At 42.1% G+C, this 12,865-nt stretch carries 13 protein-coding genes and 1 pseudogene; 2 read left to right on the top strand and 12 right to left on the bottom strand.

Annotated features, from left to right (window positions below; all coding sequences use genetic code 11):
* The 4 genes from pyrR to HMPREF9380_RS05390 form a co-directional block, all read right to left on the bottom strand.
* On the bottom strand, nucleotides 1-519 hold the full coding sequence (gene pyrR / locus HMPREF9380_RS05375) for a bifunctional pyr operon transcriptional regulator/uracil phosphoribosyltransferase PyrR (protein ID WP_002904664.1): 519 nt from the start codon (nucleotides 517-519) through the stop codon (nucleotides 1-3).
* Between the two features lie 233 nt (nucleotides 520-752).
* Complete coding sequence (locus HMPREF9380_RS05380) at nucleotides 753-3,281, bottom strand: pneumococcal-type histidine triad protein (protein ID WP_002933472.1); 2,529 nt, start codon at nucleotides 3,279-3,281, stop codon at nucleotides 753-755.
* 138 nt (nucleotides 3,282-3,419) lie between these two features.
* Nucleotides 3,420-4,052: a Pr6Pr family membrane protein gene (locus HMPREF9380_RS05385; protein WP_002933470.1), complete on the bottom strand. Its 633-nt coding sequence runs from the start codon at nucleotides 4,050-4,052 to the stop codon at nucleotides 3,420-3,422.
* Nucleotides 4,053-4,059: 7 nt separating this feature from the next.
* Nucleotides 4,060-4,398: a zinc ribbon domain-containing protein YjdM gene (locus HMPREF9380_RS05390; RefSeq protein WP_002897401.1), complete on the bottom strand. Its 339-nt coding sequence runs from the start codon at nucleotides 4,396-4,398 to the stop codon at nucleotides 4,060-4,062.
* A gap of 274 nt (nucleotides 4,399-4,672) precedes the next feature.
* Here HMPREF9380_RS05390 and HMPREF9380_RS05395 point away from each other — a divergent pair, with 274 nt between their 5' ends.
* Together HMPREF9380_RS05395 and HMPREF9380_RS05400 are read left to right on the top strand one after the other, a co-directional pair.
* A complete protein-coding gene (locus HMPREF9380_RS05395; protein WP_002933468.1) occupies nucleotides 4,673-5,197 on the top strand; it encodes a hypothetical protein in 525 nt (174 codons plus the stop codon).
* A gap of 20 nt (nucleotides 5,198-5,217) precedes the next feature.
* Entirely contained in the window at nucleotides 5,218-5,751 is a 534-nt protein-coding gene (locus HMPREF9380_RS05400; RefSeq protein ID WP_002933466.1) for a transcription repressor NadR, read from the top strand.
* A 120-nt stretch (nucleotides 5,752-5,871) separates the two neighbouring features.
* Here the strand turns inward: HMPREF9380_RS05400 and HMPREF9380_RS12150 are convergent.
* From HMPREF9380_RS12150 to HMPREF9380_RS05435, 8 genes and pseudogenes are all read right to left on the bottom strand, one after another.
* Nucleotides 5,872-6,167: pseudogene (locus HMPREF9380_RS12150) on the bottom strand (hypothetical protein).
* Between the two features lie 44 nt (nucleotides 6,168-6,211).
* On the bottom strand, nucleotides 6,212-6,679 hold the full coding sequence (locus HMPREF9380_RS05405; RefSeq protein ID WP_002933463.1) for an 8-oxo-dGTP diphosphatase: 468 nt from the start codon (nucleotides 6,677-6,679) through the stop codon (nucleotides 6,212-6,214).
* On the bottom strand, nucleotides 6,652-7,188 hold the full coding sequence (locus HMPREF9380_RS05410; protein ID WP_002933459.1) for a hypothetical protein: 537 nt from the start codon (nucleotides 7,186-7,188) through the stop codon (nucleotides 6,652-6,654). Before HMPREF9380_RS05410 ends, HMPREF9380_RS05405 begins: the two co-directional genes overlap by 28 nt.
* Nucleotides 7,178-7,723: a DUF1697 domain-containing protein gene (locus HMPREF9380_RS05415; RefSeq protein WP_002933455.1), complete on the bottom strand. Its 546-nt coding sequence runs from the start codon at nucleotides 7,721-7,723 to the stop codon at nucleotides 7,178-7,180. Before HMPREF9380_RS05415 ends, HMPREF9380_RS05410 begins: the two co-directional genes overlap by 11 nt.
* Nucleotides 7,724-7,845: 122 nt before the next feature.
* Nucleotides 7,846-8,622 (bottom strand): hypothetical protein, encoded by a 777-nt coding sequence (locus tag HMPREF9380_RS05420; protein WP_002933451.1) that lies wholly within the window; start codon nucleotides 8,620-8,622, stop codon nucleotides 7,846-7,848.
* A gap of 106 nt (nucleotides 8,623-8,728) precedes the next feature.
* Nucleotides 8,729-10,717 carry an excinuclease ABC subunit UvrB gene (gene uvrB / locus HMPREF9380_RS05425; RefSeq protein ID WP_002933449.1) on the bottom strand — a complete coding sequence of 663 codons (1,989 nt, stop codon included), beginning with the start codon at nucleotides 10,715-10,717 and terminating at the stop codon, nucleotides 8,729-8,731.
* Nucleotides 10,718-10,878: 161 nt separating this feature from the next.
* Nucleotides 10,879-11,826 (bottom strand): CPBP family intramembrane glutamic endopeptidase, encoded by a 948-nt coding sequence (locus HMPREF9380_RS05430; RefSeq protein ID WP_002933447.1) that lies wholly within the window; start codon nucleotides 11,824-11,826, stop codon nucleotides 10,879-10,881.
* Between the two features lie 76 nt (nucleotides 11,827-11,902).
* Nucleotides 11,903-12,838: a CPBP family intramembrane glutamic endopeptidase gene (locus HMPREF9380_RS05435; protein WP_002933441.1), complete on the bottom strand. Its 936-nt coding sequence runs from the start codon at nucleotides 12,836-12,838 to the stop codon at nucleotides 11,903-11,905.
* Nucleotides 12,839-12,865 lie beyond the last annotated feature (27 nt).

Below are 12,865 nucleotides of genomic sequence, written 5' to 3'. Positions count from 1 at the left end.
TTACTCCCCCATAATCAACACGCGATCTTGACCGTCTGTCTCGGTCATCTCAACGATAATCTCCTCAGTTTGGCTAGTCGGAATGTTCTTGCCGACATAGTCTGCCCGAATGGGCAGCTCGCGGTGGCCACGGTCAACCAAGACAGCCAGACCAACCCGAGAAGGCCGTCCATGACTGACCAGATTGTCGATAGCCGCCCGGATGGTCCGTCCTGTGTAGAGGACATCGTCAATCAGGATTACCTGACGGTCGGTAATATCCACTGGAATCACTGTCGTATCTTCCTCAACCTTGATATCATCGCGAAAAGGCTTGGTGTCTACTTCTGCGACTGGAATATCAATATTCTCTAACTGAGCCAATCGCTTTTGAATCCGGTGTGCCAAGTGAACCCCTCGGGTCTTAATGCCAGCCAAGACCACTTGGTTCAAATCCTTATTGCGCTCGATGATTTCATAAGTAATCCGCGTAATCGCGCGATTCATGGTGATGTCATCGACAACTTCTTTTGTTTTCATTCTTTCCTCCTCAAACAACAGAAAAAGTCTCCTTATTACAAGGAGACTTCAGAAAAATCTAGTTAGGCAAGCTAAAACAAGACGCACTTGCTTACACTCCACCCATCTTTTTACTTGCTCCTTGTCTATCTCTCTGGATAGAATTAAAGGATTATTTAATTTTTTATACTATACCACAAATTCAAAACTATTTCAAGAAAAAATTGTATTTTTTCTAGTTGACTGGATAAGGGTTAGTGATTAGCTTCTTTCTCTTCTTTTTCCTTATCTTTTGAATTCTTTGGATTTTCTTTGTCTTCTGCTTGAGCTGGCTCGTCTTTTAATTCAGGATTTTCAGCAGTTGGCACTTCTTCTGGTGATGGCTTAGAAGAGTTTTCTAGATTCTCATCTCGATTGTTTAACTCTGCTTCAGGAGATCCAGCTGCATGCTCACTATCATTTGAAGCTCCTTGGTTGCTTGCTTGAGCTGAGGCTGGCTTATCGGATTTTGGCTTCCCTTGGACATCTGCCTTATTAGGCTCACTTTCCTTAGGCGCTTCCTTGTTTTCTTCTTTTGGTTCAGCCGGCTTATTATTGTCAATGTTGCCACCCTGAACATCTGGGAAATGCTGCGCCAAGGCTTTCGGAATTTTATTTTCATTCAATTCAAGCTCTGCTTTAGGGATGAGATTGTCGCTGACATTAATATAAGTCACCGTCTTATTTGGTTCCTGCAGCGCCAAGGTTGTGATTTTATTCTTGTTGACAGCCAAATTGTCTAAAGCCCTAAACTGATTAATTCCTTCCAAGTTTTTCAACTCATTCTCAGCCAAGTTTAAATTCTTCAAGGAAGACTGAGCGGCTGGAATGTCCAAAGATGTAATCTTGTTTTGACTTGCGGACAAAGTTACTAAATTCTTAGCAGCTTCAACTCCTGCCAGCGAAGTCAGACGATTTTCATTTAGGCTTAGAGTTGTCAGATTTGGATTATTCTTCAGGAAGTTCAAGCTCTCAACATTGGAATTATCAGCTGTTAATTCTTCAAGTTTGGAAGCTTTGAGGGTATTGAGATTTAAGTTTGGATTATTGGATAAGAAAAGTCTTGTTAAATCTTCTTTTTGGCTCAGAGCAGAAACATCTTGTATTTGATTATGCTCTAAACTTACCGCTTTTAATTTTGAAAGCTTGGTCAAAGCAGAAATATCTGAGATATTGTTGTAGTCAAGGTTCAATGACTCCAGATTTTTCAGCTTCGCCAAAGGTGAGATATCGGTAAGGTCATTCCCCGCTGCGGCGACCGTCTTGAGATTGGGATAATTCTTTAAGAAAGATAAATCTGTGATACCATTCTGGGAAATATCTAAACCTTCCAAGGTCGGAATCTCTTTTAAGAAATCATAGTTGGTAACGCCTGTCTTTGTCATCCATAGCTGTTTCAAATGCTTAAATTGCAGCACTGGTCTGATGTCCTTTATCGGAGTAAAGCCTATTCCCAGAACTTCAATATTTGGCATCAGTTCTAAACCTTTTCTTTCTAGCGGATCTTTGCGCTGGCCGATATTTAAGTATTTCACAGTTGCAAGCCAGGCTTTCATCTTTTCCGTATCCGTCTCATCTGATGGGAATGGGCTGTCCGCCGTAGCATGTAAAATATCTTCAATGATTTCATCATCAAATCCTAGAGTTTTCAAGGTTGCCATACCAACTGCGTCATGAGCGTGTGGATTTCCATGAGGATCAAAAGGCTTGGTCGTATCAATCTCACTGACCAAGGTCGAATGGCTATGATCACCATGCGGATAGATAAATACCTTTCCTTTATCTGTATCGCTCACTTGAATCAGGCTTTCATCGATTCCTAATTGCTGAGCCAAATAGGCCTTTTTCTTGGCAACTTCTTCTTCCTTGTCTGATGGACTTGGAGTAGGTTCAGGTGCAGGAGCTGGTGCTGGTGAAGGCTGTGCTTGCCCTTGACGGCCATAGTAGGCATCTTCAGCAGCTTTTTTATGTTCCGCTGGAATCAATGACTCCCAAGGTGAAGCAATCAGCTGCTCATAGGGGATGAAATGAGTATGACCATTATGATCTGCCAGCAATCCAGAAGCTAACTTGCCTGTTACCCCTGTGCCTCTAAATAAGAATCCATCACTTGTAGGATAATCAATCCCAGCAAATTGGCGTTTAGTTGCCCCTTGCTGCTGGGTAACAGATGGTCTAAGCGTTGGCTGATAAATATGTCCCGTAGGATTGCTAGACGGCGTTGGACGATAACTCGGAGCTTGTGCAAGATTACCCACTGACTGTTTCAAAATGTAATGGAAATGATTCCCGTGACGCACAACATAGCCGTATTGGTCTTCTGAGACAATGTCTCTAGGATTAAAAACATAGCCATCATCAGCAGCGCTCATTTGATTTGCCAGCTGAGTCGAGCCTGTAGGCACTTGCCCATCTTTTGGTATTAGATAAGCCCATTTACTATTCTTTAGGTCAGAATAAAAAATAAAGTGTGTATGGCCATCATGCTCTAAAATCAGACCTTCACTAGTTCTAGCTTTAATTTGAGACTCGCTTTTGAAAAGAAAACCATCATCCGTCGGCTTATCAACTCCAGGAACCTGTTCTTTTTTGGTCGCCTTACTTTTCTTCTTCACTTCTTGCTTGGTCTTCACCTTCTCTTGACTGCTTTTCTGTTGAGATGTCTGAGACTGACAAGCAGCCAAGCAAAGATTACAAGCTAGAATGATCCCTGCTAGTCCTAACAGTTTCTGATTGTGTTTCATTCTTTCCTCCTTTTTTGTTTAACCAGTTAATCATTAACTAGTTAACTATATCATACAAATCTGATATTGGCAAGAAAAAATCGAAGCAAAATAAAAAAGCAGATAAAATCTGTTTTTTTCATCTACAAGTACCTGTCTCTAGGAAGTCTTCTTCTTTGAGAAAGAGATAGATTTTATCCCGTAAAAGACAAAGCCAAATACCAGATAGGCTGCAAAGATAATCAGACACATCTGGATGACATAAGGCCAGCCTTTCTTAAAGACATTGAGGAAAAAGTAAGGAAATGGATTATCCTTAGACCTTGGAATATCTATTTTCAAGAAAAAGCCATTAAAGAGGGCAAAGGCCATGTAGACCAAGGGCACACTTGTCCAAGAAATCGGATCAAACCAACGGTACTGGCGCGACTTGTCAAAGATTACTGTATCCAGAAGAAACGCCAAGGGTACTATATAATGACACAGAAAATTCTCTAGACGGTAAAAATCTGTCGCAATCGGAGCCAGTAAAAGGTGATAAACGACACAAGTAATCATGATGGACATGGTCACCCCACCCTTGATTCTCAAGATTTTCGGCGCCTTCCAAGCATCGCCAGGTCTCATCATCAGATAGATCAGATAGCCCGTAAAGAGCAGAACCAAGAGATTGGACAGAACCGTATAGTACATGAGCATGCCCACGCCATACTTAGTGATTTCCAGATACACACCCAAAAAGGCTAGAATAAACAGAATAATTCGATAAATTAAGATAAAACTGCGATTCATAAAGACCTCAAATTTTCTTAACAAACTCTGACTTGAGCTTCATCGCACCGAAGCCGTCAATCTTACAGTCAATATTATGGTCACCTTCCACGATGCGGATATTTTTCACGCGCGTTCCTTGCTTGAGATCCTTAGGTGCACCTTTGACTTTCAGATCCTTAATCAAGGTAACTGTGTCGCCATCTGCCAGCTTATTGCCATTAGCATCAATCGCTACTGGGCCTTCTTCTGCTTCTTGAACCTCAGCAGGATTCCACTCATAGGCGCATTCTGGACAAACCAAGAGCGTTCCATCTTCGTAGACATACTCTGAATTACATTTGGGGCAGTTTGGTAAGTTGTTCATTTTTTCTCCATTTCTAGTCAAGGCTGCTAAATTTCCATACCAGCCTTCTATATATGATCAAGCTCTTCTTTCATTTTTCAAGTCCAGCAGAACACTAATCGATGTGAAGGTCAACTAAATCCTAAAAATCTAGTTTTCTCCTATTTCCACACCTTTCTAGTATAAGCTATTTTAAGGATTTTGACAAATCTCTTTTAGGATTTCCTACAGGTCTTGACCTTTCAGCAAAAACAGTGTACTATACTAGTGTATATACAGATAAAAAGGAGTCACTATGAAACCAAGATCTAAAAATCAGTTTATGACACTAACTGCTTTTTTGACTGCACTAGCCATTGTTATCCCGCTAGTTATGCCGATTAAAATTGTCATACCGCCCGCCTCCTTCACCTTAGCCAGCCATGTCGCTATCTTTTTGGCCATGTTTATTTCCCCTCTCATGACAGTAATTGTCGTGATTGGTTCTGCTATTGGATTTGGAATGTCTGGGCTTCCTTTTATCATCACGCTTAGAGCTCTGTCCCACTTGCTCTTTGCTAGCATCGGCGCTCTTTATCTGCAAAAGCACCCGGACACACTGGACAGCCAGAAGAAGGCTTGGATATTTAATTTCCTACTAGCCTTGATTCATGCCTTTGGCGAAGTGGCCGTCTGCATCCTCTTTTACACAACGTCTGCCTATCCTGCTAATGCTTTCTATATCTTATTTGGTCTGGTTGGACTTGGTACGATCATCCATAGTATGGTCGACTTTGTCATTGCTAAGTTCATTTATCAAGCGCTGAAAAAGATTCGCTAGAGCTTGAAGATTCCTGACTTTTGGTTTACAATGAAGCTATGACCAAGCAAAGACGAGAAGAACTATTAAACCTTTTGAAAACATCATCTGCTGCCCTCAATGGCCAGTCACTGGCTGAACATTTCCATGTGACCAGGCAGATTATCGTGCAAGATATTGCCCTCTTGCGGGCTGATGGTGCTCCCATCCTCTCAACCAACCGTGGCTATCTTTATAAAGACCGCCAAGAAAGCACAGCTTTTCATCAGCTCTTCAAGGTTCAGCATAGGGCTGAGGATATGGAAGCTGAGCTGCTGGCTATCGTTGATAATGGCGGCCGCGTGCAGACTATTTTGATTGAGCATCCAGTTTACGGTGAAATCCAGACTTACCTAAAGCTGACCTGCCGCCGAGATGTCCAGCATTTTCTCCAACAGGTCGCTTCCTGTGCCTTTCGCCCCTTATCTGAGCTGACAGATGGAGTCCACTATCACCTAGTACAAGCCGACTCCCAGCAGGATTTGGACTATGTAGAATCTGCCTTGAGAGACCTAGGATTTTTACAGGATAAATAACAAGCAAGAAAAAGACTGATTAGGCCCCGACCTAGTCAGTCTTTTTAGTACATACTCTTGCGCCAATCGGCTTTCAAATGATAGATAGTCGCTATAAAAATCACTGATAAAACAATCAAACTATTCTTTAAAAGAAATTAAAAAAATTAATATTCCAGAAAATACAATACTAATAATTGACAAGACCAAGACCCTATTCTCGTTTAAATCTGTGTACAAAGAATAAAGAAAAATGAGCAAATTAAGCAAAATCACTGATCTATAAAACCTAGATTGGCTCTGCTTCCATCCTTTTAAAGTATGAAAAGCAAATGGAAATCTCAAACCGAATCCAGCATTTCTAGAAGGAAAAAATGGTTTAGGCCCAAAAGAAAAAATGCAACAATAGCAATCCATAATGAAATCATGACAGTCATCCACCTTTCTATCTTTGCACTTCAGACACAAAAGGAAACATTTTTTAATACATACTCTTGCGCCAACCACCTTCGATACGCTCAGGATAGTAATATTCTGACAGTTCCTCATCTTCCATCATACGCAGAAGTTCTAACATATCGTAGGCCAAGTCCAGCTGTGGCAGGGTTTCCTTGTCTACCCAAGAGATCTCGCCCTCTTCAGTCGAATGAATCTGACCAGAAAATTCAGTCGCTTTGTAACAAAAGACGATGTAGCGAACCCCTTCATCCGTATGCCAGTTCTTAACCCCAACCAATTTCGGATGAGAAATAGTCAACCCCGTTTCCTCTAAAATCTCACGGACAACTGAATCATTGAGAGATTCTCCCTTTTCAATATGACCACCCGGAAAAGCATATCCAGACCAAGGATAGCGCTCAGGAGAGCGATACTGCATTAGGACTTTACCACGCGCCTTATCTTCAACAAGGCAGATGTTTGTTAGGATTGTTTCTTGGGAACGTGACATTTCTTCTTCCTTTCTATATAAATAGCAATAAGAGTTGCAAGCCCAGCTATTGAAAAAAATAGGATATAAGTTGCAATCGGAAACCAAACATAGCGAGAATCCAAACTGATTAGAGGTGGTGCAAAATGTTTTCCACCTTTTGACCGAATTCCTATAAAATAATGGATTAAGAAAACCGGCCCGTTCAGATAAAGAAATCCTTCCGCTAAAACCTTCAGAGAAGTAAATCCTTCTTTTCTCAATCTACCAAATCGAGAATAATAAGGAATAAGCACCAAGAGGACCAAGTTTACATATAAAGGAGTAATATAGTTCAAATGACGAAGTGGAGCAGGAATGCTCTCATTACCAAAAGTTAAATATCCCACACCAATCGCAACAACTATTAAGACTAAAAAATTTAAAAAAGCTTCTACTACCCGATGTTTTTCCAACCAAAGACTAAAATTATTCCCCTGAACTTTTGCTTTTCTTTTGTTTTTATTTTTCTTTTTGGTCTTACTTCTCATTCACCAACTCCACAATCTTCTGAAAAGTCTTGCCATTTCGGATAGTCAGTTGCTTGTAGAAACTAGATTTGAGCAGTTTCTTATGGTAGTTGGACTTGAGATAGTCCGCTTGGTCAGCATTGCTATAAAAGAAAGCCGTCTGCCCAAAATGCAGTTGCTCCTTGTCATTTGCCCAACTGCCTGCCAGCTCTTGGACACTCTCCCTGTCTGTCTCCGGCAGATAAAAGAGAACATCTCGCCGAAAGGCTGTTTCATCCTGCCACCAAGCAGGAAGATTGGCTATTTCTTTTTCAAGCATGGCAGAGCTGACAAGGACAAAAGGCAGCGGAAAATCGTAAGACCGACTGAAATAAGCCGACAAGATCTCCCGAATCCTCTCCTCCCGCTCCTCGCTATCAAAGAAAAGATTGCCGCTATTGATGTAGGAAACTGGATTTTCAAAACCCAACCCAGCCAAATCTTTCTTCAAATCAGCCATAACGACCTTGTTTTTTCCGCCAACATTGATGCCGCGGAGTAAAAGTGCATAACGCATATAGTGCTCCTTGTTTATTTCTAAATAGATATTCAAACTTTATACGAATTATCAATTTTTAAGTAATAAATCATTTTTATATTGTTCTTAATTCAATTCAAAATGTAGTATCGCCATCTAAATCATTCTGCCTGAAAACCATTGCTATCTAATTTCCCATTTTCTCCCCAAACAACTACATAAACATTTTTGGGTAAGCTAGTAAAATCAATATAGTCACTTAAACTCGCACCTTCAGGAATATCTCCTTCCAGATATAGATCGAAAAACAACAGAACCTCGTAATTTTCCGATAAACGAATGAAATCTTTTCTCAAATCCTTTATTTCTTCTGCCGATACTTCATACTTCTCTGTCTTGGGATTATACTTTAGTTCTTTTTTAATTTGAACCAAATCACGATAAAACCCTTTTGGGTCATCAGTTACATCGTAATCTAAATCTGTTCTCAGCTCCTTAAATTTCACTGGCTTTAGAACAGACTCTTTATCAAAATATAAGGCATTCAGCATAGGGTGAGAATTTGTATCTAAGACAGAAGAAAATATAAGATCTTTTACTATCGAAGATGGTTCATCGTCACTATTAGCGTAATAGGAAAAAGTCCCTTCTTCTAACTTATCTGTTAAAATTTTGTCTGCACCTTCTGTCAATTGAACTTTTACATCATATTCATAAGAAACATGGCTAACCCAAGTTGGAATCTCTATGTTCTTAACCTTCAATCCTAAATTATCTTCAAAAGCTGTGTTCACAACATATTCAATATGCTGCTTTTCCTCTTTTGTAACAAGTTTTGTCGGCATAAATGCCCAAATAAATTGAACTATAGGTAACATGCCTATGACAAAAATTGAAATAAAGAAAATAAATATTAGTTTAATTAAATCCTTTTTCACTTCAATTCCCCCACTTAAACTTCTCTAACTTTTTTTCACATAGTGACTCATTGACTAGAGAAGCAATTAAGAGCTTAGCTTGCAACTTTGGTGCTAACTATATTTTCTAATCCATCGCTTTTATTTCCAGAATCATATCGCGAATCTGTGCAGCTAGTTCGAAGTCGAGAAGTCCAGCAGCTTCTTGCATCTGACCTTCCAGTTTCTTAATCATGTCCTTGCGTTCTTGCTTGTTGAGGCTTTCGATTTCGACAGTTTCTTCCTTGTCTGGCAAGGCAGCCTTGGTCACACTGATCAGGTCACGGATTTCTTTCTTAATGGTCTGCGGTACAATGCCATGCTCTTCATTATAAGCCATCTGGATTGCCCGACGGCGGGCAGTTTCATCAATAGCGCGCTGCATGGACTGGGTTATGGTGTCCGCATACATAATCACATGTCCTTCACTATTGCGGGCTGCCCGTCCAATGGTTTGGATCAGGCCACGCTCGTTGCGGAGGAAACCTTCCTTGTCTGCATCAAGAATTGCCACCAGACTAACCTCTGGAACGTCGATTCCCTCGCGCAGTAGGTTAATCCCAACCAGAACGTCAAAGACACCCAAGCGCAGGTCTCGAATAATCTCGGTCCGTTCCAAGGTCTTGATATCTGAGTGCATGTACTTGACTTTGACACCCATTTCCTTGAAGTAGTCCGTCAAGTCTTCCGCCATTTTCTTGGTCAGGGTTGTGATAAAGGTTCGCTCATTCTTTTCGACACGGGCATTAATTTCTCCCAAAAGGTCATCAATCTGCCCCATAGTTGGGCGGACTTCCACCTCTGGATCCAGAAGCCCAGTCGGCCGGATAATCTGCTCAATAACAGTATCCGTCTGCTCTTTCTCATAGTCACCCGGCGTAGCCGATACATAGACAATCTGGTGAACATGGCTCTCAAACTCCTCCCGGCGCAGCGGACGGTTGTCCAAGGCAGACGGCAGGCGGAAACCATAATTAACCAGCATCTCCTTACGAGAGCGGTCACCATTGTACATGCCCCGAATCTGTCCCATGGTCATGTGACTCTCGTCAATCATAATCAAGAAGTCATCAGGGAAAAAGTCCAGAAGGGTATAAGGCGGCTCTCCTTCGCTTCGACCATCCATATGGCGAGAATAGTTCTCAACACCATTCGTATAGCCCATCTCGCGCAGCATTTCGATATCATACTCCGTGCGCTGCTTCAAGCGCTGGGCTTCCAGAAGCTTGCCTTCCTTCTCAAAGATAGCAAGCTGCTCCTCAAGCTCGGCCTGAATTTTAGCAATGGCTACTTCCATGTGGTCTTCATTGGTCACGAAGTGGGTGGCTGGGAAGATGGCCAAATGATCCACCTCACCCAAGACTCGGCCTGTCAAGGCTTCAACCTCACGAATCCGGTCAATCTCATCTCCGAAAAACTCTACCCGAAAGGCATGCTCATCCCGAGAAGCTGGGAAAATCTCCACCACATCACCACGAACCCGGAATTTCCCCCGCTGAAAGTCAATGTCATTGCGCTCAAACTGGATATCTACCAGATCATTAAGCAGCTTGTCACGGGAAATCTCTAGGCCTGGACGTAGGCTTACCACGCTGTCAGAGTATTCCTTAGGCGATCCCAGACCATAGATACAAGAGACCGAAGCCACGACAATCACATCGTTACGCTCCAAGAGGGCTGATGTCGCTGAGTGACGGAGCTTATCAATCTCGTCATTGACCGAGCTATCCTTTTCGATATAAGTATCGCTGGAAGGCACATAGGCCTCAGGCTGGTAGTAATCATAGTAGGAAACGAAGTATTCCACCGCGTTATTGGGGAAGAACTCCTTAAACTCACCATAAAGTTGGCCGGCCAGGGTCTTATTATGGGCGATCACCAGAGTCGGCTTGTTGACCTGAGCGATAACCTGACTCATGGTATAGGTCTTACCAGTACCAGTCGCTCCCATAAGAATCTGGGCCTTCTCGCCCCCCTCGATGTTATCCACCAACTGCTCGATAGCCTGGGGCTGATCTCCTGAAGGCTCGTACTTGGAAACCAATTCAAATTTATTATCTGTTATTCTGTTAATCATCTTTTATTCCTCAAATTGTGCTTCTATCATTTTACCATATTTGCCCTATTTTCTCTGGATTTGGGTGTAGGTAGAATGGCCACGCTTCTACCATCTTCTGTCCCTAGTCACACATCTCGTTAAAAGACATAAAAAAAGCCCAGCTAAACTAGGCGGAATGGTTATTTCTTAAAGATTAGCGCCTGAGGCAGGCGATTTTCTTTTTTAAGTGACCAGTAGAGATAGGCAATGCAGCCAATCAGGACGATACTGGCAAAAATAGATCCTTCAGCACCAAAAGCTCCACCGGACAATAAATCCACAGAAGATTGTGAGCTATAGTTCAAGATAGAGGTAGATGCTCCTTGACCACTGACCTGAATGCCATAGATATTTCCTTGCACAAAATTCCAAGCGCCGTGCATACCAGCCAGTACCCACATATTATCATACTTGAGCATAAGGAAACAAGCAAAGATACCGTCTAGCACGATATTGACAATAGAAAGAATGGTCACACCAGGGTTAAAGAGGTGCAGTGCCCCGAATAGAGCACTAGAAATCAAGATACCAACGAAGATATTTGACTTAGCACTAACTGCTGGAAAGAGCCAACCACGCGTCACTAGCTCTTCTGTCCCACCTTGGAGAATCCAGAAAGGAATGATAGCTAGGACAAAAATCAAAGACTGTAAATTAAACTGACCTAATTTCAGACTGCCTGTCCCCGTTACCAAGAGCAAGACAACAACCAGTGAAAACTGAACGGCTCCAATAAGGAAGCCTTTGAGGAGATTTTTGAACCAGTCTTGTTTATAGAATCCCAAACTAGAAAAAGGACGCTTCTCACGATACCGAACCCAGAGGAAAACTGCTAGGGCGATAAAGAAGAAACCAGCTAGCTGAAAAAAGACCGTATAGTGACTAATGTCTGCCATTGCTTCTGTCCGATTAATCGTCGGATCTGCAAAGCCAAATAAGAGTCCGACAATGATACCGATTGGCAACATTCCGACAAAACTTAAAATTCCTCCTCCATAAACAAAGCCAATAGCAATCAAGATAGCTAACCAAATCGGCGGAATATAACGCGATTGCTTGATAGCATCCAACATACGAGATTTAAACATATACACATCCCTTTCCTTATTTTTATTTATTATAGCATATTATTTTAGGATTAGCAAAAGAGTGCCGTTCGAATAGTTATTCTGTCTTTCCCACTAACCCTGTCAAACTGCCATCTTTTTTCATCTTGAAAAGCAAGTAAAGCACGGCTAACAAGAGAATGAACGAGCTGAAAATAGAAGCTTCAGCACCAAAAACTCCACCAGTCAGCCAGCTCCATTCTGACTTAGGGATAAAGTTCAGTACTGCTGCATCAACACCCGTACCACTAACGCTGAAACCGTAGATATTGCCTTGGCTAAAGTTCCAAGCTGCATGAAGCCCTATAATCCCCCAGACATTGTCCGTCCGGAGCAGATAGAGACTTGCAAAGAGTCCAAATAAAGCAACGTTAATAATGGGGAGAATACCAATATCTGGATTGCCTAGGTGCAAGAGGGCAAAGAGCAGACTTGAAGTCAGCAAACCGATGGGCAGGTTGGTCTTTTTGACAGCAACTGGCAGCAGCCAAGCCCTTGTCACTAGCTCTTCTGCTCCACCCTGAATCATCCAAAGCGGAAGCAAAATCAAGATATAGAGAAAAGCTTCCAGTGTCAGCTGTCCCCATTCAAAAGAGCCAGCTCCGCTCAACAGCATAAGCAGAGCGACTAGACTAAAGAGGAGAAAACCTACTGCCAATCCTTTGACCAGCTCCACCAAGCTTCCTTTTTTAACAAAGCCCAGAGTCACGAGCGGTCGTCCTTCAGCCCAGCGTACCCAGAGAAAGAGAGCCAGTATCATAAATACAAAGCCAAATAAGAGAAAAGGCAGGGCAAAATTGAAGAAGATTTCAAAGAATCCGACTTTACCTAAGAAACCTAGCATAAGACTTAGGACAGCAGAAATCGGCTCCAAAGCCAGATAGGCCAATTGTTGTCCTCCTTGCACAAAAATAACAGCTAGTAAAAGAGACAAAATATAAGGCGGGACAAAGCGAGCTTGATCGACTCCGTCCAAGATACGTGATTTTTTCATAAGAACCTCATTCTATCCTTGCTTTCA

It is taken from the genome of Streptococcus sanguinis SK49, from assembly GCF_000212815.1.
Lineage (GTDB): Bacteria > Bacillota > Bacilli > Lactobacillales > Streptococcaceae > Streptococcus > Streptococcus sanguinis_C.
Note: the sequence above shows the minus strand (reverse complement) of the source record. Positions and strands in the feature narration are given on the sequence as shown.